Annotated in this window: 21 protein-coding genes; 9 read left to right on the top strand and 12 right to left on the bottom strand. The window is 68.6% G+C overall.

The genetic code is table 11. The features are described 5' to 3' along the window. Positions 1-8: 8 nt before the first annotated feature. The 4 genes from crcB (ACFQO7_RS19905) to dnaB all read right to left on the bottom strand — a co-directional run bounded on the left by crcB (ACFQO7_RS19905) (position 9) and on the right by dnaB (position 2639). Positions 9-371, bottom strand: coding sequence for a fluoride efflux transporter CrcB (crcB, locus tag ACFQO7_RS19905; RefSeq protein WP_376807737.1), 363 nt, complete (start codon positions 369-371; stop codon positions 9-11). A gap of 138 nt (positions 372-509) precedes the next feature. Continuing rightward, positions 510-833, bottom strand: coding sequence for a DUF190 domain-containing protein (locus ACFQO7_RS19900; protein WP_376807736.1), 324 nt, complete (start codon positions 831-833; stop codon positions 510-512). Further along, entirely contained in the window at positions 815-1207 is a 393-nt protein-coding gene (gene crcB, locus ACFQO7_RS19895; protein ID WP_376807735.1) for a fluoride efflux transporter CrcB, read from the bottom strand. Before crcB (ACFQO7_RS19895) ends, ACFQO7_RS19900 begins: the two co-directional genes overlap by 19 nt. 16 nt (positions 1208-1223) lie before the next feature. Further along, on the bottom strand, positions 1224-2639 hold the full coding sequence (gene dnaB / locus ACFQO7_RS19890; protein ID WP_425546925.1) for a replicative DNA helicase: 1416 nt from the start codon (positions 2637-2639) through the stop codon (positions 1224-1226). Positions 2640-2946: 307 nt separating this feature from the next. On the opposite strand from dnaB, the gene ACFQO7_RS19885 reads away from it, so the two are divergent. Then, positions 2947-3597: a hypothetical protein gene (locus tag ACFQO7_RS19885; protein WP_376807734.1), complete on the top strand. Its 651-nt coding sequence runs from the start codon at positions 2947-2949 to the stop codon at positions 3595-3597. A gap of 169 nt (positions 3598-3766) precedes the next feature. Further along, positions 3767-5215 carry a vWA domain-containing protein gene (locus ACFQO7_RS19880; protein WP_376807733.1) on the top strand — a complete coding sequence of 483 codons (1449 nt, stop codon included), beginning with the start codon at positions 3767-3769 and terminating at the stop codon, positions 5213-5215. Between the two features lie 157 nt (positions 5216-5372). Here the strand turns inward: ACFQO7_RS19880 and rplI are convergent, their stop codons facing one another. The 5 genes from rplI to ACFQO7_RS19855 form a co-directional block, all read right to left on the bottom strand. Next, positions 5373-5822 (bottom strand): 50S ribosomal protein L9, encoded by a 450-nt coding sequence (gene rplI, locus ACFQO7_RS19875; protein ID WP_360523351.1) that lies wholly within the window; start codon positions 5820-5822, stop codon positions 5373-5375. Positions 5823-5836: 14 nt separating this feature from the next. Then, entirely contained in the window at positions 5837-6076 is a 240-nt protein-coding gene (gene rpsR, locus ACFQO7_RS19870; protein ID WP_120317647.1) for a 30S ribosomal protein S18, read from the bottom strand. Between the two features lie 52 nt (positions 6077-6128). Beyond that, the gene (locus ACFQO7_RS19865) at positions 6129-6644 is read right to left on the bottom strand and encodes a single-stranded DNA-binding protein (RefSeq protein WP_376807732.1); all 516 of its coding nucleotides are present in this window, start codon (positions 6642-6644) and stop codon (positions 6129-6131) included. A gap of 98 nt (positions 6645-6742) precedes the next feature. Continuing rightward, positions 6743-7033 (bottom strand): 30S ribosomal protein S6, encoded by a 291-nt coding sequence (rpsF, locus tag ACFQO7_RS19860; protein WP_120317645.1) that lies wholly within the window; start codon positions 7031-7033, stop codon positions 6743-6745. A 352-nt stretch (positions 7034-7385) separates the two neighbouring features. After that, complete coding sequence (locus ACFQO7_RS19855) at positions 7386-8231, bottom strand: hypothetical protein (protein ID WP_376807731.1); 846 nt, start codon at positions 8229-8231, stop codon at positions 7386-7388. Positions 8232-8412: 181 nt separating this feature from the next. On the opposite strand from ACFQO7_RS19855, the gene ACFQO7_RS19850 reads away from it, so the two are divergent. Continuing rightward, the gene (locus ACFQO7_RS19850) at positions 8413-9198 is read left to right on the top strand and encodes a deoxyribonuclease IV (RefSeq protein WP_376807730.1); all 786 of its coding nucleotides are present in this window, start codon (positions 8413-8415) and stop codon (positions 9196-9198) included. Positions 9199-9208: 10 nt separating this feature from the next. Further along, positions 9209-11089: a hypothetical protein gene (locus ACFQO7_RS19845; RefSeq protein WP_376807729.1), complete on the top strand. Its 1881-nt coding sequence runs from the start codon at positions 9209-9211 to the stop codon at positions 11087-11089. Between the two features lie 79 nt (positions 11090-11168). Here ACFQO7_RS19845 and ACFQO7_RS19840 read toward each other — a convergent pair whose 3' ends face one another. From ACFQO7_RS19840 to ACFQO7_RS19830, 3 genes are all read right to left on the bottom strand, one after another. Then, positions 11169-12596 (bottom strand): glycosyltransferase family 87 protein, encoded by a 1428-nt coding sequence (locus ACFQO7_RS19840; protein WP_376807728.1) that lies wholly within the window; start codon positions 12594-12596, stop codon positions 11169-11171. Between the two features lie 105 nt (positions 12597-12701). Next, the gene (locus ACFQO7_RS19835; protein ID WP_376807727.1) at positions 12702-15641 is read right to left on the bottom strand and encodes a transglycosylase domain-containing protein; all 2940 of its coding nucleotides are present in this window, start codon (positions 15639-15641) and stop codon (positions 12702-12704) included. A 3-nt stretch (positions 15642-15644) separates the two neighbouring features. Then, complete coding sequence (locus ACFQO7_RS19830; protein WP_203695073.1) at positions 15645-16112, bottom strand: DUF5318 family protein; 468 nt, start codon at positions 16110-16112, stop codon at positions 15645-15647. A 215-nt stretch (positions 16113-16327) separates the two neighbouring features. Between ACFQO7_RS19830 and ACFQO7_RS19825 the strand changes: the two genes are divergently transcribed. The 5 genes from ACFQO7_RS19825 to ACFQO7_RS19805 all read left to right on the top strand — a co-directional run bounded on the left by ACFQO7_RS19825 (position 16328) and on the right by ACFQO7_RS19805 (position 19894). Further along, positions 16328-16981 (top strand): PadR family transcriptional regulator, encoded by a 654-nt coding sequence (locus ACFQO7_RS19825; protein ID WP_308440459.1) that lies wholly within the window; start codon positions 16328-16330, stop codon positions 16979-16981. Between the two features lie 56 nt (positions 16982-17037). After that, the gene (locus ACFQO7_RS19820; RefSeq protein ID WP_360523370.1) at positions 17038-18117 is read left to right on the top strand and encodes an inositol-3-phosphate synthase; all 1080 of its coding nucleotides are present in this window, start codon (positions 17038-17040) and stop codon (positions 18115-18117) included. A gap of 188 nt (positions 18118-18305) precedes the next feature. After that, positions 18306-18770 (top strand): DUF6584 family protein, encoded by a 465-nt coding sequence (locus tag ACFQO7_RS19815; RefSeq protein ID WP_376807726.1) that lies wholly within the window; start codon positions 18306-18308, stop codon positions 18768-18770. 83 nt (positions 18771-18853) lie between these two features. Beyond that, on the top strand, positions 18854-19351 hold the full coding sequence (locus tag ACFQO7_RS19810) for a DUF6584 family protein (protein WP_376807725.1): 498 nt from the start codon (positions 18854-18856) through the stop codon (positions 19349-19351). 39 nt (positions 19352-19390) lie between these two features. Further along, a complete protein-coding gene (locus tag ACFQO7_RS19805; protein ID WP_376807724.1) occupies positions 19391-19894 on the top strand; it encodes an NfeD family protein in 504 nt (167 codons plus the stop codon). Positions 19895-19910 lie beyond the last annotated feature (16 nt).

Genomic DNA, 19910 nt, shown 5'->3' with positions numbered 1-19910 from the left:
GGGCGGCGTCAGGCGGTCAGGGCATAGCCGGCGGTGGCGGCGGCGAGACCGGCCGCCACGCTGACGGCGACGTTGGCGAAGGCCTGGCCGAAGCTGCCCGTCTCGACGAGCTTGACCGTCTCGTACCCGAACGTGGAATAGGTCGTCAGCGCGCCGCACAGCCCCGTGCCCAGCAGCGCCGTCACGCTGCCCGGCACGGCCCCGGCCAGCGCCGCACCGGTCAGCAGGCCGAGAATCAGCGAACCCACCACGTTCACGGTCAGCGTGCCCCACGGAAAGACCGCGTCGTGGCGCGCCTGCACCGCCCGGTCCACCAGGTAGCGCAACGGCGCCCCCACGGCCGCCCCGAGCGCCACCAGCAGCACGGTCACCGTCTACCCTCGCTCCGCTTCTCGTCCCGGCGCACCAGAACCCACCCGGTTCGCTCGCGAGACTCGCTCACCGTTTCTCCTCGCTCCGCTCGTCGTCCCGGCGCAGCAGACCCCACCTGGTTCACTCGCAAGACTCGTTCACCGCACCACCTCGACCGGGTCCAGCATGACCAGACCTTCGAGGCTCAGTTCGGCCAGCTGCGGCAGGAAGCCGCGGATGCGCTCCTCCGCGTCGACGATGACGACCATCATGGGCAGTTCCTCGGCCAGCGACAGCAACCGGTCGGTGTGGATACGCGAGTGCGTGCCGAAGCCCTCGACACCCCGCAGCACCGACGCGCCCGCCAGCCCGGCCGCGTGCGCTCGGTGCACGATCTCGGTGTACATCGGGCGGTGCCGCCACCGGTCGCCCTCGCCGACCAGGATCGTCAGGCGCAGACCGTTCACCGTCGTACCAGCCATCGGGTCACCACCATCCCGCCGTACACCGCCGGCAACGCGACCAGCAGCGTGCTCACCAGATACACCGCCGCGACCGCGACCGCTCCGGCGTCCGCCAACCGCACGATGTCGACGGTATAGGTGGAAAAGGTGGTGTACCCGCCCAGCACGCCGGTGCCGAGGAACGGTCGCAACAGCCGGCGCCCCGGCCAGACGTCCGTGACCAGTGCCATGAGCACCCCGATGAGCAGGCAGCCGGTGACGTTGACTCCGAAGATCCCCCACGGGAACCCGGTGGGGGAGGGCGGCAGGACCTGGCTCACCGCGTAGCGGGCCAGCGCGCCGAGCACACCACCCGCGGAGATGACCGCGAGCACGTCCCACTGCCTGCGCATGCCGCCTGGCCTGCGGTCAGATCGCCATGTCCACGAAGCGCGAGAAGTGCAGCTGCGCGGCGACGGTGATGGTGTCGGTGGGGCCGTTACGGTGCTTGGCCACGATGAAGTCGGCCTCGCCCGCGCGCGGCGACTCCTTGTCGTAGTAGTCGTCGCGGTGCAACAGGATCACGACGTCGGCGTCCTGCTCGATGGAGCCGGACTCACGCAGGTCGGACAGCTGCGGCCGCTTGTCGGTGCGCTGCTCGGGGCCACGGTTCAGCTGGCTTACCGCGATCACCGGGCACTCGACCTCCTTGGCCAGCAGCTTCAGGCCACGCGACAGCTCGGAGACCTCCTGCTGGCGGCTCTCGGTCTTCTTCGGCGAGCTCATCAGCTGGAGGTAGTCGACGACGATCAGCTTCAGGTTGTGCCGCTGCTTGAGGCGGCGCGCCTTGGCCCGGATCTCCATGAGGTTCATGTTGGGCGTGTCGTCGACGAAGATCGGCGCCTCGGAGATCTCGCCCATGCAGCGGGCGAGCTTGGTCCAGTCGTCGTCGGACAGCTGCCCGGAGCGCAGCACGTGCAGCGGCACCCGCGCCTCCGCCGACAGCAGACGCATCACGATCTCGGTCTTCGACATTTCCAGCGAGAAGATGGCACTGGCCATGTCGGCACGAACCGCAGCGTGACGGGCAAAATCCATTGACGCAGTTGACTTGCCCAGACCGGGCCGCCCGGCAACGATGATGAGCTGGCCGGGCTGGAGGCCGCTCAGCAGCCGGTCCAGGTCGCTGAAGCCGGTCGGCACGCCGCGCATGCTGCCGTCGGCCGCGCCCACCGCCTCGATCTCGTCCAGCGTCGGCTGGATCATGTCGGCCAGGATCGCGAAGTCCTCGCTGACCCGGCGCTCGGTCACGTCGTAGATCGCCTGCTGGGCGAGGTCCACGACGTCGTCGACGTCACGGCCGGAGCCGGCCGCGGAGCCGTAGCCCAGTTGCACGATCTTCGTGCCGGCCTCGACCAGCCGGCGCAGCACCGCGCGCTCGCTGACGATGCGGGCGTAGTAGGACGCGTTGGCGGCGGTGGGCACCGTCGAGATGAGCGTGTGCAAATACGGCGCGCCGCCGATGCGGGCCAGGTCGCCAGCGCTCTCCAGCACCGCCGCGACGGTGATCGCGTCGGCGGGCTCACCGCGGCCGTAGAGGCCGAGCACGGCGTCGAAGATGGTGGAGTGGGCGGGGCGGTAGAAGTCGTTCGCCCGCAGGATCTCGACCACGTCGGCGATGGCGTCCTTGGACAGCATCATGCCGCCGAGCACGCACTGCTCCGCGGCGACGTCCTGCGGAGGGGTCTTCTCGAAGGGCACCTGTTCGGCCGCCGGGGCTGCCTGGACCGCGGTGAACTGCCCGCGTACGCCGTCCCCGACCGATGTCACGGCGCCTCCCCTCACAACCCGATTCGATTGACCCTAGGCGCGTGAATCACCCCGCACAAACACCCACGGGGACAAGACTGGGGGCAACCTGTGGACAACCCGCCCCAGCCTGTGGGGGACCCTGTGCACAGCCTGTGGACAACTTTCCCCCACAGGCTGTGGATAACGCGCTGACCTGCTATTTCGATTCACACAGGCTGTGCAAACAAGATTCTTTTCAAGATTTTTTATCTGGCGTGGCGCGGGTCATAAGATCGCCAGTTGCCTATTCTCGCCGGTTCGGGGGATTGCCTGAGATATCGGTCTCCGCCAGGCTCCGACCGTGGGATATCCGGATTGGTCGTCACAGAACGACGGCTGGGGAGCGCAGCCGCCTGCCGCGCCCAACGTGCGGGCGGGCGGCTGGCCGGGGCCGTCGGACCCCACCATCCCCCGGCAGCGCAACGCCGTCGACCGGTACGGCACCGCCGACGACTACGGCCAGGCCGCGGATTACGGCCAGCCCGCCGACGCCGGCTTCCACACGTACGTCACCGGCGAGAACTACGACGGCTACGACGACCGCTGGCCGGACAACCTCGCCAACGTCCACACGCCGGAGACGCGTCCGGGCTACGGCACCGGCTACGACGAGCCGTCCCGCACCGAACGCGACTACTGGACCGCCCTGCTGTGGGCCGCCGGCTTCTACGCCGTGCCGCTGGTGGTGCTGATCGTGCGCGCGCTGCTGCTCTCCGGCCGGTCCGACCCCGCCTGCGTGGCCGCCGGGCTCGGCGGTTGCGAGTCGGAGCGGTCGGCCGCGCTCGGCGACCTCATCGCCGGGTCCCCGCGCTGGGGCCTGGCGCTGCTCGGCGCGCTCGCCATGGCGGCGGTGCTGCGCTGGGCCAGCGACAGCTGGCGTCCGGCCACGATCGGCTTCTGCTCCGCCGTGGTGGCGGGCGGCGCGACGACCGTCCTGCTCAGCATCATCTGAGGCATTCTCGCCAGATCACGGCGAGCGCACGGTTTGGTCACGACCGGTTCCGCTTTCATCTCAGGTATGCCACGGAAGCGGTAAATGATCATCACTGCGCTTCCCATGAAGTCCGGTATCCGACCCGGCCGGAATCACCCGGCCCGGACCGGCTTCACGGGAGGTCCCGATGAGACTGAGAAGCTCCGCCGTAGTCGTCTGCGCCCTGCTCGCCTTGGCCGGCTGCGGTAGCGATGCGCCGAACAGCTCCCCACATCCACCCAGCCGGGGCGACGGCGCGCAGAACGAGACCGGACCGCAGCGCCCGTCGCGCGACGACCTGTCCACCTTCGCGCTCGACGTGGACACCGCCTCGTACGGCTACGCCGCCGGCCGCCTGCGCGACGGCCGGCGGCCCGACCCGGACACCGTGCGGCCCGAGGAGTTCGTGAACTCCTTCGACCAGCACTACCCGCAGCCGAAGGGCGACGGCTTCGCCGTGCACGTGGACGGCACCCGGCTGCCCGCCTCGCACGAGACCACCGGTGACACCCGGCTGCTGCGCATCGGCCTGCAGACCCGCGGTGAGGACAGCGAGCAGCGCAAGGACGCCGCGCTCACGTTCGTCATCGACGTGTCGGGCTCCATGGCCGACCCCGACCGTCTCGACCTGGTGCAGGACGCTCTGCACACGCTCGTCGACCAGCTGCGGCCCAGCGACGCGGTGGCGATCGTGACCTTCAACGACCGCGCCAAGGTGGTCCGCGAGATGACCCGGGTCGCCGAGAAGCAGCGGCTGCACGACGCCATCGACTCGCTGCGGGCAGGCGGCAGCACCAACCTCGGCGACGGCCTGGTCACCGGGTATGAGACCGCGCGGGACGGCTTCCGTGCGGGCTCCAGCAACCGGGTCATCCTGCTGTCGGACGGTCTGGCCAACACCGGCACCACCGACGCGGACCGGCTGCTGCGCCAGGTCCGCGAGGAGGCCGACAAGCAGATCGCGCTGCTCGGCGTCGGTGTCGGCAGCGACTACGGCGACGAGCTGATGGAGCGGCTGGCCGACCGTGGCGACGGGTTCGTGGTGTACGTCTCCGAGCGCCGCCAGGCCCGGGACGTCTTCGTGCGGCGGCTGCCCGCGACGCTGGCGCTGCGCGCCCTGGACGCGAAGGCGCAGGTCCAGTTCGACGCCGCGACCGTCGCGTCGTACGAGCTGGTCGGGTACGAGAACCGGCAGGTCGCCGACGAAGACTTCCGCAACGACCGGGTCGACGGCGGCGAGGTCGGCCCTGGCCACTCGGTGACCGCCCTGTACCTGGTGCGGCTCAAGCCGGGCGCGACGGGCCGGATCGCGGAGGTGCGCGTGCGATGGCTGGACCCGAGCACGAAGCAGCCCTCCGAGACGTATGAGTCGATCGCGGCCGGCGACCTGTCCGGGGAGTTCGCCTCGGCCGACTCCCGGCTGAAGGTCTGCTACGCGGCCGCGTTCTTCGCTGTGGCACTGCGCGGCGGTGACGGTGCCCGCGCCGTGAACCTGGGCGACCTCGCGAAGATCGCCGACGAAGCCGCCGGCCGCCTCGACGAGCGCCCGGTCGACGACCTCGTCGACCTCATCCACACCGCCCAGCGCCTGTCCTGACCCACCCCCGCCGCAACTCTTAAAGAGTCGCGGTCTCCAGCCCGGCTCGTGGCCGCAACTCTTTAAGAGTTGCGGCCCGGTTCGGGCTGGCCCGGTGGGGTGGGACGCAGCAGGCCCCCGGACCGTGGTCCGGGGGCCTGCTGTTTGTTGCGGGGTCTTACTTGGCGGCGACCACGTTCAGGTTGAACTTGGCGGTCACATCCGGGTGCAGCTTGATCTGCACCGTGTAGCCACCGGTCGACTTGATCGCCGACGGCAGCTCGATCTTGCGCTTGTCCAGCACCGGACCGCCGGCGGTCTTGACCGCCTCGGCGACCTCGGTCGCGGTCACGGAGCCGAACAGGCGACCGCCCTGGCCGGCACGCGCCGACAGGGTGACCTTCAGGCCCTCGAGCTGCGACTTGATCTCGTTGGCGTGGCCCAGGTCGCGAACCTCACGAGCCCCGCGGGCCCGCTTGATCGACTCGACCTGCTTCTCGGCGCCCTTGGTCCACAGGATCGCGAAACCCTGGGGGAGCAGGTAGTTGCGGCCGAAGCCGTCCTTGACCTCAACGATGTCGCCGGGAGTGCCGAGACCGGACACCTCGTGCGTCAGAATGATCTTCATCAGGTGCCCTCCTCTCAGCGACCGGTGGTGGTGTACGGCAGGAGCGCCATCTCACGGGCGTTCTTGACCGCACGAGCGATCTGCCGCTGCTGCTGCGTGGTCACGCCGGTCACCCGCCGAGCGCGGATCTTGCCGCGGTCGGAGATGAACTTGCGCAGCAGCGCGGTGTCCTTGTAGTCGATGTAGGTGATCCCCTCCTTGTCGAGCGGGTTCACCTTCTTCTTCGGTTTGCGCAGGGCCGCAGCCTTCGCCATGATCTCTACCTCAGTCTGTTTCCACTGACCGGGGACCGTGCACGGTCACCTGTCAGAACGGTGGCTCGTCGTCGAAATTGCCACCCGAACCGCCTGCGGGAGCAGCCGTCGCCCACGGGTCGTCGGAGAAGCCTCCGCCGCCGGAGCTGTTGCCGCCGCCGCCGGAGCCGGAGCCGTAGCCCCCACCGCCTCCGCCGCCGGAACGCGACATCTTCTGCACCTTCGCCGTGGCGTACCGCAGCGACGGGCCGATCTCGTCGACTTCCAGCTCGTAGACCGTGCGCTTCTCGCCTTCCTTCGTCTCGTACGACCGCTGGCGCAGCCGTCCGGAGACGATGACGCGGGAGCCCTTCTGCAGCGACTCGGCTACGTTCTCCGCCATCTGCCGCCACATGTTGCACGACAGGAAGAGCGGCTCGCCGTCCTTCCACTCGCCGGACGCGCGGTCCAGCGTGCGGGGGGTCGAAGCGAGACGGAACTTCGCCACAGCCGCACCCGACGGGGTGAAGCGCAGCTCAGGGTCGTCGACAAGATTGCCGATGACCGTGATGGTGGTTTCTCCAGCCATGACCTTCTCCTCGGTTCACATTTGTTCTGCCGCAAAGGTTCCCACAGGGATGCGACAGCACACGTGAAGTGGTCCGGGCGTCGCGGGTGTCGGGAAGGTCAGCGAACTTCCGGACGGATGACCTTGGTGCGCAGCACGGACTCGTTGAGTCGCAGCTGGCGGTCCAGCTCGGCAACGGCCGCAGGCGTGGCCTGCAGGTCGATGACGGCGTAGATGCCCTCGGCCTTCTTGTTGATCTCGAAGGAGAGCCGGCGACGGCCCCACACGTCGAGCTTCTCGACCGAACCACCCGAGGTCCGGATCACGTTGAGGTACGTGTCCAGGGACGGGGCAACAGTGCGCTCCTCGAGACTGGGGTCGAGGATCACCATTACTTCGTAGTGACGCAAGACGTACTCACCTCCTATGGGCTTGGCGAGGCCGTTGACCGGCCTCTTCGGCTACGGACTGTCCGTAGCAGGAGGTCTGCGTCGTTCCATGCGAATGCCGCGGGATCTGCCCGCGGCACACGGAACCCGACCATGTTACCTGGTCGCCCGCCTGCGCCCGCGGTCGCCGCCCCACCCGCGCGCGGCCGGCGTCGGGATGTCGACAGACGGCGAGACGCGGCCACCTGATCCAGGTGACCGCGTCTCGTGAGGAGGACCGCGGGGCGCTCTTTCCGAACTGCTGGGTGGGACCTGGGGAGGAACGACCACACCGACGATGTTGGAGAGAACACCCCGCGGAGTATCTGTAATACTACGCGAACTCTGCCCGAGTTGCTCGCTGAGCGATAATAGCGCGGATTGCTCCAGCTGACACACCAACGACACACACTGTCGCGATAATTGCAAGAAGTCCGATTGGACCCTTGTCGGGGGAGGTGGAGGACACCCGCGTCGAGTCGAGCGTCTTCCCGTCGCCGCCGACCACCGACACCGTCGCCGGGGACTGCTCCACGCCGTCGCCGTCGTCATCGCCGTCGCCGGGCATGGGGAACAGCGTCGCCGTGGGGTCGGCCACCTCGGGACCTTCGTCACTCGAGGTCGGCGGCGTGTCGTTGCGGCTGGTCGAGCGGCTGGAACTCGGCTGGCTCGCCGCCTTCGTCGGGCTGGGCTTCGCGGACGGCTTGCGGGTCGGGGTCGACCCGCTGTTGCTGCTGCTGCCCTGCCCGCTGGTCGAGCCGGAGCTGGACGGGGTCGACGTAGAGCGGCTGGTGACCTCGACCGTCAGCGGCTCGAAGGTCGGGTTCAGGTTCAGCAGGCACTCGGGCACCATGGCGACCTTGACCGGGCCGCGGTGGAACTGCACCTCGACCGTCTCGCCGTCGGCGACGTCCGCGCTGTCCTTGCCGTCGATCTGCAGGGTCGCCCCCTGGCCCAGGCCGTTGGTGAGGCGCACCTTCGACTCCGCGGCGACGGTGATCTTCGTGGTGGCCGGCTTGGAGCCGCACAGCAGCAGGCCCAGCCCACCGCCGCTGAAGCTGACGCCGGGCGCCGCCTCGGGCTCGGCGGCACCGGCCGGGCTGGCGCCGAGCAGCGGCAGGCCCGCGAGAAGGCCGGCCGCCGCGAAGGCCGCGGCTCGCCGACGGATGGCGTACGACATGACGCATCTCCCCCTGGGGCGTGCGCCCCGGATTCCGGTCGCCTCGCGGGGGGCGAGGAGGCACGCCTCGCTGTTCCCCGGCTGGGGGAGCACGGTGCGGCATTGAAATCAACGCAACAAACCGGCTCCGGTTGCGCATGCGACCGCAGCGCCCGCCGCGCGGAGCGGTAATACTGGTCGAATGCTTATCGGGGCTCACGTCGATTATGAAGATCCACTAGCCGAGGCGACCGCGCGCAACGCCGATGTCGTGCAGTTCTTCCTCGCCGATCCACAGGGCTGGAAAGCCCCGGAGACCCGGCCGGACGCCGAGGCGCTGCGGGCCAGTGCGATGGAGATCTTCGTGCACGCCCCTTATGTGCTCAATCTCGCATCGACGAACAACCGGATCCGCATCCCCAGCCGCAAACTGCTCGCCCAGCACGCCGCCGCGGCGGCCACGGTGGGCGCCAGGGGCCTCATCGTGCACGGCGGCCACGTCAACAAGGGCGAGGACGTCGCGGTCGGCATCGACAACTGGCGCAAGGCCCTGCAGCAGGCGCAGGACAAGGGCGGCCTGCCGACCCGGGTCCTGATCGAGAACACCGCCGGCGGCGACAACGCCTGCGCGCGGCGCTTCGACGAGCTGGCCCGGCTGTGGGACGCGGTCGGCGAGTTCGGCGTGGGCTTCTGCCTGGACACCTGCCACGCCCACGCGGGCGGCGAGAAGCTGCTCGACATCGTGGACCGGGTGAAGGCCATCACGGGGCGCATCGATCTCGTGCACGCGAACGGATCGCGAGATGGATTCGACTCCGGCCGCGATCGGCACGACAATCTGACAGTCATGAACGACGAACCCGGGATGATCGACCCCGAGCTGGTGGCCGCCGTGGTGCGCGCCGCCGGTGCGCCTGCCGTGGTGGAGACGCCAGGTGGGGTGGAGGGTCAGTCCGCCGACATCGCGTACCTGCGCGCACACCAGTAGAGGGGAACCTGTGAACGGGACCGACGCCGCGCCCGCCAAGGAGCCGACCGCCGTCAAGGAACCGGTTGCCCCTCGCCACGCCGCACCGGATCCGCAGCCGGTCGAGGAGGACGCCTTCGCCCGATTCGGCCCGGACACGGCGGAGGAGACGCCGACCCGGCTGCGCCGCGTGCTGCGGGGCACCCGCTTCGTGCTGCTGCACGAGTGGGCGCTGGCCGCGTACGCGTCGCTGGCGCTCGCCGTCGCGATGACGTGGCCCACGCTGCGTTACGCGGCGTACACGATCCCGCAGGACACGGGTGACCCCACCCTGCAGGCGTGGCAGATGGCGTGGTCCGGGCACGTGCTCAAGACCGACTGGTCCCAGCTGTGGCACTCGAACAGCTTCTACCCGGAGAAGTACAGCTTCGCCTTCTCCGACACCCTGCTCGGCTACGCCCCGGCCGGCCTGTTCGGCACCGGGCTGGAAGCCGCGCTCGTCCGCTACAACATCATGTACGTGCTGCTGCACGCGCTCGCCTTCTTCGGGGCATACGTGCTGCTCCGGCAGCTCGGCTCGGGCAAGACCGGGGCCGCCGTGGCGGGCGCGGCGTTCGCGTACGCGCCGTGGCGGCTGGCCCAGGCCGGGCACATGCACGTGATGTCGGTCGGCGGCATCGCCCTCGCGCTGGCCATGCTGGCCCGTGGCCACGGCTTCTCGCTGCGCCACGGCTACCGGCCGGAGCTGCGCAAGCCCGGCTGGGCACTGGCGGGCTGGCTGGTCGCCGCGTGGCAGATCAGCCTCGGCTTCGGCATCGGCCTGCCGTTCGCGTACGTGCTGGCGGGGATCGTGCTGGTCAGCGCGATCACGTACTTCGTGCGCAGCAAGTGGGTCTGGAGCGAGCCGAAGCCGTTCGGCTGGAAGCTGTTCTCGGCCGATGTGGTCGGCGGCCTGGTCTTCGCCGCGGTCGGCGGCCTCATGGCGCTGGCCTACTTCAAGGTCCTGGAGCTGCACCCGTACGCCGAGCGCTCGGACTGGGAGGTCGACTTCTACTCCCCGCCGATCCTGGGCTTCTTCACCAGCCCCGCCCAGTCCATGCCGTGGGGTGAGGCGCACTCCGGAGCGCGGGAGGTGCTGGGCGGCGCGGCGGGGGAGACCAGCCTGCTGCCCGGGTTCGTGCTGTACGGCCTCGCCTTCGCCGGCCTGGTCATGTCGGCCTGGACGCTGCGCAAGCGGATGCTGCTGTTCAGCGGCGTGGTGCTGTCGGTGATCCTGGCGATGGGCACGAAGTTCTTCGGCGGCCGTCCCGGCTACATGACCCTGTACGACATCCTCCCGGGCTGGAGCGGCATCCGCACCCCCGGCCGGCTGGTCATCTGGACGACGCTGCTGCTGGCGATCCTGGCCGCCGGAGCGGTGACCGCGTTCGTCGAGCAGGCCAAGACGGTGTCGGAGGACCGGGTGCCGGCCCGGCCGCACCCGCTGCTGCGGCTGGCCACGTTCCTGCCGCTGCTCCTGGTGATCGCCGAGGGCCTGAACGTGACCGAGCACCCGGTGGTGCCGCTGCAGCCGCCGTCCATGGCGACCGCGCAGGCCCCGATGCTGGTGCTGCCCAGCGACCCGCTGATGGACATGAAGGTGATGGTCTGGTCGACGGACCGGCTGGATCCGATCGTGAACGGCAACAGCGGCTTCACCCCCACCACGCTCAACGAGATCCGGGAGCTGACCAAGACGTTCCCCGACCAGGCGAGCGTAAACCGGCTGCGCGAGCTCGGGGTGAAGACCGTGCTGGTGCTTCGCGAGGAGGCCAAGGGCACGCCGTACGAGCCGGCCCTGACCGCGCCCGCCGACGGGCTCGGCGTGCAGCGCACCGACGCCCCGGACGCGGTGGTCTTCACGCTGTCGTAGGCGGCGGACACGACGGAGCCCCCGTCACCCCGGAGACGATCCCGGGTGGCGGGGGCTCTCGCTTAAGTTCGTCGAGCCGTCAGGCGATCGCGGCGACCGGACGGCCGGTCGCCGGTTCGGGTTCCAGCGGCTCGTTGGCCGGGCCGCCGTCCGGGTCGGGGGTGTCGCTGTCGGCGTACGCCTGCCGGACGACGTCGAGCTCCGGGCGGACCATGTCCCGGATCACGAGCACCACCAGCAGGATCACGGTGGACAGCCGCATCATCGAGGCGAAGACGAACACCCACTCGGGGAAGACCTGCTTGCCCGAGGCGCCCATCAGCTCGCCGTAGAAGGCGACGAAGTAGCAGACCTCGGCGAGCTGCCAGGCCAGGAACGCCGGCCACTTCGGGCGGGCCAGCACCAGCAGGGGCAGCAGCCACAGCGTGAACTGCTGCGACCACACCTTGTTCGTGATCAGGAAGACCGCGACGACCACGAACGCCAGTTGCGCCAGCCGCGGCGGCGTCTTCACCCGCAGGCCGAACACGAGCAGGCCCACGCAGCACAGTGCGAACAGCGCGAGCGACAGGTTCGTCACCAGCGGGACGTTGTTCCACAGCTCCAGCCCGAACGGGTCGAAGTGGCGGCCGACGTACCAGGAGGTGCCCCAGTCGATGATGCGTTCGGAGTTGAGGTCGAGGAAGCGCCGCCAGTTCTCAAAGTTGATCAGCATGACCGGCACGTTCACCGCCAGCCAGGCGATCACCCCCGCGGCGATCGAGTTGACCAGTGCCGCGTACTGCCGGGAGCGCACGGCGACGATCAGGATGGGCAGGAACAGGAAGGCCGGCCAGAGTTTCGCCGCCATGCCCAGTCCGAGCATCACTCCCGCCGCGACCGGATACTTCTTCGCCCACAGCCATATCCCGGCCACCGCCAGCACGATGGCCAGCAGGTCCCAGTTGACCGTCGCGGTCACCAACAGCACGGGTGACAGCGCGAACAGTGCCGCGTCCCAGGGTCTGCGCCTTCGCAGCGAAAGGATCATGGCGACCGTGGCGATGGCGAACAGGCTGAGCACGAACGCGTTGGTGTCGTAGAACAGCGTCGCCTGCGGGATCGCGCTGTTCTTCTCGCCGAGCGCGTGGATCGGCAGGCCCAGCGCGCCCATGAACGCGCCGGTCAGCACCGGGTATTCGACCGGGTAGTCGACGTAGGGCACCGCGCCCTCGTTGAGGTGCTCGGCGTAGTACAGCGCGAGCACGTCGGTGTAGCAGAAGTGGGTGTACTGCTTGTAGTCCGCCCAGGCGCCGTCCCGGCAGGGCGATTTCTGGACCCAGTGCAGTGCCAGGGTCAGGCAGGTGAGCGCGAGCACGATCCGCGCGGCCGTCCAGAACCGCCCGCCGCGCTGCGGCGTCTCGGGCACGGCATGCTCACCACGCGGTCCGCCGATCGCCTCGGCCAGGCCCCGGACGAAGCCGTCCTCCCTGGCGGGGGACACCACGTGCTCACGAACATCACTCATAGCCCGACATCCTGCCTCAGAATTCTGGGAAGTGCAGCAAGCCCCGCGTACCCCCTGGAAACGAAGAGGGACCCCCGCGGGGGCCCCTCTTCGTTCACGCATCTGTCACGGACAGGGTTTGCCTGGTTTCGGAATGCAGATCCCGCCACCCCCGGTGCCCGACGGCGTCGGCGAGGGGTTCGGGTTGTTGCCCGGACCACCCGGGCCGCCCGGGCCGCCCGGCTGGTTCTCGCAGCCCGGCTGGTTCGGGTTGAGGAAGCAGGCACCCGGGTCCGGGGTCGGCGTGGTCTCCTTGCCGTCGCCGGCGTCCGGGTCACCGATGCAGCCGCCGCAGCCGCGTTCGATCGGCTTGGGGCCGAACTTGAGCACCTCGTTGGCCTTGTTCATGAACGATTTCCAGATGTCCTTCGGCAGGTCGCCACTGCCGATCTTGTTTCCGCCCGGGTCCTTGATCGGCTCGGACTCGTTCACGTAGTTGCCGACCCAGACCGCGGTCGCGATCTGCGGTGTGTAGCCCACGTACCAGGCGCTGGAGTTCTGCCCGGCCCACTGGTTGCCGGCCTGCCAGGTGCCCGACTTGGAGACCGAGTCACGGTTGCTCAGCTTCGTGCCGCTGTAGTTCTCCAGCACCGCGTTGACCTCGCCGACGACCTTCGGGTCGATGGTCTGCTTACCCTTGATCTTCGGACCGGTGCCGGGAACCGGCTTCCACACGCTCTTGCCGCCCTCGGTCACCTTGCGCTCGACCTTGGCAACGAAGTGCGGCTTGTTGTAGATGCCGTTCGCCGCGAAGGTCGCGATGCCCGAGGCGTGGTCCAGCACGGTGATCGGGTACTGGCCGAAGCCGACGTGCGGGCCGAGCGGGATCTCGCTGCCCTTCTTCTTGGTGAGGTCGTACGCCTTGTTGCCGTCGTCCCAGATCATGCTGACGCCGGCCTTGGCCGCCATGTCCAGCACCGCGGCCGGGCCGATCTTCTCGGTGACCTTGTAGAACGGCACGTTGTAGGACTTCTGCGCCATCAGCTTGAGGGTGCAGTTCGTGTGGCAACCCGCGTCAGCGCCGTCCCGGCCCGCGTTGCGGATCTCGGTCTTCGCGCCCTTCGGCTTGAACGGGGTCGGGTCCCAGTGCGATTCCACCGAAATACCCGCCTGGACCGCTGCGGCCAGCGTGTAGATCTTGAAGGACGATGCGGGGGAGTGCCCGCCGCCGACGAACGGGCCGCCCTCGCCGTTCTTGCCGGCCTTGTCGTACGTGGTGCCGTCCATGCCGCCGTAGTAGGCGAGCACCGCACCGGTCTGCGGGTTGATCGCGACAGCCGCCGCCGTGACGTTCTTGGGGTACTTGTACAGCATCGAGGTCTTCGGAGTGGTCTCCTTGGATACCACCGGACCGCAGGTGATCTTCTTCGGGTCGGACGTCTTCAGGTCCACCGCCAGCGGCTTGCCGTCCTTGCCCAGCCTCGTCTTGCCGTCTTCGGCGATGGTGAAGGGAACGACCTTGTTCTTCTTGTCCTTGCAGACCTCGACGACGACGTACTCCCGGCGGAGCCGGGTCTCGAGATCCGCCTGCGCCTTGGCGTCGATGGTCAGGGTGATCTTGAGACCACCGTTCTTCCAGTCCGTGACGCCGATGGCCTCCAGCGCCTTCTTGACCTCCGGAGTCTCCATCTCCTTCTTGATGTAGTTGATCACCGGACCGGTGCTGGAGTCCTTGATGCCCCAGGTGGCGTTGTTCTTGCCGCCGGGGGTGAACGCGACCGTCTTCGGGAAGCCCTCGGCCTTGACCTGGTCCACCTCGGCCTGAGTCAGCGTGCCCATCTTCACCACGCTGTTGAGCACGTAGTTCCAGCGGTCCTTGGCGGCGGCCTCGTCGTTCTGCGGGTCGTAGCCCTTGTACTGGCAGTCCTTGAGCTCCACGTCACCGCACTGCGGTTCGGGCTGCTTGAGCACAGCGCCGAGCAGCGCCGCCTGGGAAACGGTCAACTTCTCCGCATCGACGCCAGGACCGAAGTACGCCTTGGCCGCCGCGCCCACGCCGGTCGCACCGCGACCGAAGTAGGCGGTGTTGACGTAGAAGCCGAGGATGTCGTCCTTCGAGTACTCCTGCTCAAGCTCACGCGCCCAGACCGCCTCGCGCAGCTTACGGGCGTAGCTGACCTCGAGGTCCTGCGCTGCGGCACGTGCGTACTGCTGGGTGATCGTCGAGGCGCCCTGGGTCGCTCCGCCGGTGAGGTTGTTCCACGCGGCACGCGCGATACCCCACAGGTCGATGCCGTCGTGGTTGTAGAACTCCTGGTCCTCGCCCGCGATCAGGGTGTCCTTGACCTTCTTGTCGAGCACCTTCATGTCGACGATGCGGCGGTTCTCCGTGCCGAGCTGCGCGACCTGGGTCTTGCCGTCGGAGGCGAAGATCAGCGTGTTCTCCTGCGTCTTGAACTCGCCCGGCTCGGGCACGCCGCTCAGGAACGAGGTGAAGGCGATCATCCCGCCGCCGGCGAGCATGATCAGCACCGCCACCGAGGCGAGCGCGATGGTGAGCTTGTTGCGTTTCTTCTTACCGGACTTGCCGTTTTTACCGGCTTTGGCGTTCTTGCCCTTGCCGGCCGGCTGCGCGTCGTCCTCCATGTCGAGGCCCGCGGGGCGCACACTGGCCCGTCCCGCGACACCGGGCACGCTGGCGCGGCCCGCGGGAGCGCCGACGCTGGCCCGACCGGCGCTGCCGCCGACGGTCGCCCGTCCGGCGGAGGCGCCGACGCTGGCACGTCCGGCCGCCGGGCTGATCGGGGGGTTCACGGGAGCCTGGCCGTAGCCCTGGTCTCCATAGCCGTTCTGGTCCGCGCCGCCGTAGCCGCCGCCCTGGGCGTATCCGCCGCTGCCGGCGGAGTACTGCCCGTAGTCCGCCTGGTCGCTCGACGAGTAGTCGTAGCCGTAGTCGTCGGATGGCACCGAGGCGCGGCCCGAATTCTGCACGGGGGCCGGGTATGACTGACGATACTGCTCGTCGTCATACCCGTTGCCGGCGTGAGGGTCGCCGTACGAAGTCATCTGTCACACCGTTCCGGTCGGGGATGGGGCGGTGGCGGCAGCCGCTGACAGCTGGGGGGCTGTCCTGTGTGCGCGTCCCAAGAGGTACTGCTCCACCAGGTGGTTCCAGTCACAGCCGCGGCACACCTCGACCACGTAGACCTGAAACTCACCCAGCGTGTCGGCCAGCACCGCGAGCTCGGCGCGTGAGCGCGCCTGACCCGCGGAGTTCTTGAGCTGATCGCCGTAGATGTAGTGCACGTTGATCACGAACTCGCGCCGGCAGATGGGGCACCGGTTCTCGGTGGCCTCGCCATGGAATCGAGCCGCGCTCTTCAGGTAGGGCGAGGCATCGCACACCTCTGACGTGCCCACCCTTCCCGCGTACACCTCACGCAGCAGAGCTCGCCGCTGGAGGGAATAGTCAACGAATCCGTCGCCTCGCCGCTGGGCGGCACGAGGCGACGCAGAGACCCGTTGCTGCGCGCGCATGAAAAGGAGGGTAACCCCTCGTCCGGCCTGCCGCGACCGCCGTTACACAGCGTGACCAGCACCAAGCCGAGCGCTCAATGATCATCGGCTCCGGTGATCATCAGCACCGTTGTATTGCCTCGACCCGTCACCCCGTTCTAACGTAACGATGTATCGGCGCGATACATCGCGCATCAAGACCCAGACCGCGAGACCGATCAGAGGGGGTGGCCGACATGCTCGACCTGGCCATCCTCGGCCTGCTGCATGAGTCCCCGATGCATGGGTATGAGCTGCGCAAGCAACTCAGCACCAAGCTGGGCGCGATCCGCGCGGCGATCAGCTACGGCTCTCTCTACCCCACACTGCGACGGCTGCAAACCGCCGGCTGGATCACCGAGGCCGGGGAGACCCCCGCCGGCGACGCCGACGTACCGCCGCTGACCAGTCGCCGGGGCAGGGTGGTCTACAAGATCACGGCCGAGGGCAAGGAGCGGTTCCAGGACCTGCTGGCGCAGGTGGGGCCGGAGGCATACGAGGACGCCGCGTTCGGCGTGCACTTCGCCTTCTTCTCCCGCACCGACGTCGACATCCGCCTGCGCATCCTGGAGGGCCGCCGCCGCAAGGTGGAGGAACGCCGGGAGGGCTTCCGGGAGGTGCTCGCCCGAGCCGCGGAACGGCTCGACGCGTACACCCTGGAGCTGCAGCGACACGGCCTGGATGCCGCGGACCGCGAGGTCCGCTGGCTGGAGGAGCTCATCGCGAACGAGCGCTCCGGCCGCACCCCGCCGCCGCGCGGGGCCGAGGGCGAGCTCCGACCGAGCCCGCGCACCACAGATTCCGCAAGACCGCTCACGGCCCGACCGGGCCCTGACGACTCCGCCGAGTGAGTTGGGCGGCGCGGCCGACCGGCTGCCCGCCTGAAGAGAAGAAGGAGGCAGGAGCTATGGGCTCCGTCCGCGTTGCCATCGTCGGTGTCGGTAACTGCGCCTCGTCCCTGGTCCAGGGCGTGGAGTACTACCGGGACGCCGACCCGTCCGAACGTGTTCCCGGCCTGATGCACGTCGACTTCGGCGGCTACCACGTCCGCGACGTCGAGTTCGTCGCCGCGTTCGACGTCGACGCCAAGAAGGTCGGCCGCGACCTCGCCGAGGCCATCGTGGCCAGCGAGAACAACACCATCAAGCTGTGCGACGTGGCGCCCACCGGCATCACCGTGCACCGCGGCCCGACCATGGACGGCCTGGGCGTGTACTACCGCGAGATGGTCGAGGAGTCCGACGACGCCCCGGCCGACGTGGTGAAGGTCCTCAAGGACGCCAAGGTCGACGTGGTGGTCTGCTACCTGCCGGTCGGCTCGGAGCAGGCGGCCAAGTTCTACGCCCAGGCGGCGATCGACGCGGGCTGCGCCTTCGTGAACGCGCTGCCGGTCTTCATCGCCTCCGACCCGGCGTGGGCCAAGAAGTTCGAGGACGCGGGCCTGCCGATCGTCGGCGACGACATCAAGAGCCAGGTCGGCGCCACCATCGTGCACCGCGCCCTGGCGAAGCTGTTCGAGGACCGCGGCGTGGAGCTGCTGCGCACGTACCAGCTCAACTTCGGCGGCAACATGGACTTCATGAACATGCTGGAGCGCAACCGCCTGATCTCCAAGAAGATCTCGAAGACGCAGTCGGTGACGTCCCAGATCCCGCACGAGATGTCCAAGAGCGATGTGCACATCGGCCCGTCGGACCACGTGCCGTGGCTCGACGACCGCAAGTGGGCCTACATCCGCCTGGAGGGCCGCTCGTTCGGTGACACCCCGCTCAACGCCGAGCTCAAGCTCGAGGTGTGGGACTCGCCGAACTCGGCCGGCGTCATCATCGACGCGGTGCGGGCCGCGAAGATCGCGCTGGACCGCAAGATCGGTGGCCCGGTGCTGTCCGCTTCGAGCTACTTCATGAAGTCGCCGCCGGTGCAGTACAACGACCACGACGCCCACGAGTCGGTCGAGAACTTCATCAAGGGCTCTGTTAATCGTTGATTTCGGGCCCGTTCTTGAAAAGTGTGAGCGGGCACACTCATTCACCTGACGATGGCCTGTCTACTGCGGAAATTGACGTACGTCACGCGGTAGATAGGCCATCGTCTGTACTAATAGGCCCCTGACGCGCAGCTTTACGGCACGCTCGGTGTATGGACCCTCGGCCCGCTGATATGCATAGTGGGGACATGGGTAAGTCAGATCTGATGGATCGGGTGACCACGGACCTGTCACGTGGCCATACCTACCCGGCGATCCAGCGCATGCACAGCCTGGTCGCCGCGCATCCCACCGACCTTGATCTGCGGCGCAGGCTCGCCGCGATCTACCGGGCCACCGGCAACGCCGTCGAGGCCGGCCGCTGGTCCTACCTGGACGACATCGCCGAACCCGAGGAACTCGAAGCCTTCGAGGCCCGCTACCCGGCACACCGTCGCCTCGACGCGCTCCGCTGGCCGACCGGCGCACCCGCGCCGACCGACATCTCCCGCGTGAGGCTGGCACCGCTGCTGGCCGCCGCTTCGGCACAGGCGCCGAAGCCGAACCCCCGCCGAGGCTCCCGCCTGCAGACGGCCGCGGCCGTCGCGGCCCTGGTGGCACTGTCCACATTGGTGGTCATCGGTGCCCGGACCGCGCTGGACTGGATCTTCTAGCGCCGAGCGTCGGTATTGATCTGTGACCCGGCCGTTATAATTGCCCCTGGCGTGACATGCCACCGGTCCATAAGGATCAGGGCGTGGCAAAGGCGGACGTACTCGCCCGGGTGCGCGCCGATCTCGCGGCCGGGCATACCCATCTGGCTGTGCAGCGTCTACGGACCCTGCTGGCCGTCCTTCCCGACGACGTCGAGATCCGCGCACTGCTGTCCTCCATCTACCGGCAGACCGGTAATCCGGTGGAGGCCGGCCGGTGGGGCTTTCTCACCGATGAGGTGCGCGAGGCCGAGCTGACGGCGTTCGCCAAGGCCAACCCCGATCCGTGGCAGCGGCTACGGCTGCTGCATTTCCCGGGTGACACCGTGCACCTGTCCGCCACCGCCACCGAGCGCCTGGTGCAGCTGGCCGACGAGGCGGAACGGTCGGGCAAGCCGACGCAATGGGCCGGGTCCTACCGAGCCCCCACCAAGAAGCGCGGCGTCGTGGTGCCGTGCCTGTTCACCTTCCTGGTGATCGGCGTCGCCATGGTGCTGGCAGGCATCGGCGCGATCAAAGTCCTGAGCTGGGTAGCCGACTGACCGATCCCGTTGTTGCCCGAGGTCGCTACGGTTCCCGGCGTGGGTACGGCGACACTGGTCTTTTTGATCATCGGGGCACTCGGCATCGTCATCGCGGCGGTGGCCGTCCTCGGTGGTGACCTTCTCGACCTCGGCGACGGTTTCGTCTCCACGGAACTCGTCGCGTCATTGATCGGCGGTTTCGGCTTCAGCGCCGCCGTCGTGAACGAGCTGACCGGCGACGCCCTGGGCATCGCCGCAGTGGTGTTCATCGCGATAGTCGCCGCCATACCCCTGGCCATACTGGCCAGCTACCTGGTAAAACGCATGTCGAACATGCGGACCGACGCCACCCCGACCCGCGCCGACCTGGTCGGCACCCGGGGTGTGGTGGTCACCCCCATCCCTGCCGGCGGCTTCGGCGAGGTCCGCGTGCGCATCGGCGGGCAGCCGGTCAAGCTGTCCGCCCGCGCCGAGCGCCCCGTGCCACTGGGCACCAAGGTCGTGGTGACATCCGCCGTCAGCGACACCAGCGTGATCGTGCAAGAAGTCCCGGAGCACTAGCTCCTTGAGAGAAGGA

Origin of the sequence: Catellatospora aurea (assembly GCF_042663325.1) — a bacterium.
GTDB classification, from domain to species: domain Bacteria; phylum Actinomycetota; class Actinomycetes; order Mycobacteriales; family Micromonosporaceae; genus Catellatospora; species Catellatospora aurea.
Note: the sequence above shows the minus strand (reverse complement) of the source record. Positions and strands in the feature narration are given on the sequence as shown.

Excerpts from the sequence above, each read along its gene's own strand:
- rplI (WP_360523351.1), bottom strand. The coding sequence starts at position 5,822 with ATGAAGATCATTCTGACGCACGAGGTGTCCGGTCTCGGCACTCCCGGC.
- ACFQO7_RS19865 (WP_376807732.1), bottom strand. The coding sequence starts at position 6,644 with ATGGCTGGAGAAACCACCATCACGGTCATCGGCAATCTTGTCGACGAC.
- crcB (WP_376807735.1), bottom strand. The coding sequence starts at position 1,207 with ATGCGCAGGCAGTGGGACGTGCTCGCGGTCATCTCCGCGGGTGGTGTG.
- ACFQO7_RS19900 (WP_376807736.1), bottom strand. The coding sequence starts at position 833 with ATGGCTGGTACGACGGTGAACGGTCTGCGCCTGACGATCCTGGTCGGC.
- ACFQO7_RS19825 (WP_308440459.1), top strand. The coding sequence starts at position 16,328 with ATGCTCGACCTGGCCATCCTCGGCCTGCTGCATGAGTCCCCGATGCAT.
- rpsR (WP_120317647.1), bottom strand. The coding sequence starts at position 6,076 with ATGGCGAAGGCTGCGGCCCTGCGCAAACCGAAGAAGAAGGTGAACCCG.
- ACFQO7_RS19830 (WP_203695073.1), bottom strand. The coding sequence starts at position 16,112 with ATGCGCGCGCAGCAACGGGTCTCTGCGTCGCCTCGTGCCGCCCAGCGG.
- ACFQO7_RS19850 (WP_376807730.1), top strand. The coding sequence starts at position 8,413 with ATGCTTATCGGGGCTCACGTCGATTATGAAGATCCACTAGCCGAGGCG.
- ACFQO7_RS19820 (WP_360523370.1), top strand. The coding sequence starts at position 17,038 with ATGGGCTCCGTCCGCGTTGCCATCGTCGGTGTCGGTAACTGCGCCTCG.
- ACFQO7_RS19880 (WP_376807733.1), top strand. The coding sequence starts at position 3,767 with ATGAGACTGAGAAGCTCCGCCGTAGTCGTCTGCGCCCTGCTCGCCTTG.
- ACFQO7_RS19855 (WP_376807731.1), bottom strand. The coding sequence starts at position 8,231 with ATGTCGTACGCCATCCGTCGGCGAGCCGCGGCCTTCGCGGCGGCCGGC.
- ACFQO7_RS19840 (WP_376807728.1), bottom strand. The coding sequence starts at position 12,596 with ATGAGTGATGTTCGTGAGCACGTGGTGTCCCCCGCCAGGGAGGACGGC.
- ACFQO7_RS19835 (WP_376807727.1), bottom strand. The coding sequence starts at position 15,641 with ATGACTTCGTACGGCGACCCTCACGCCGGCAACGGGTATGACGACGAG.
- ACFQO7_RS19815 (WP_376807726.1), top strand. The coding sequence starts at position 18,306 with ATGGGTAAGTCAGATCTGATGGATCGGGTGACCACGGACCTGTCACGT.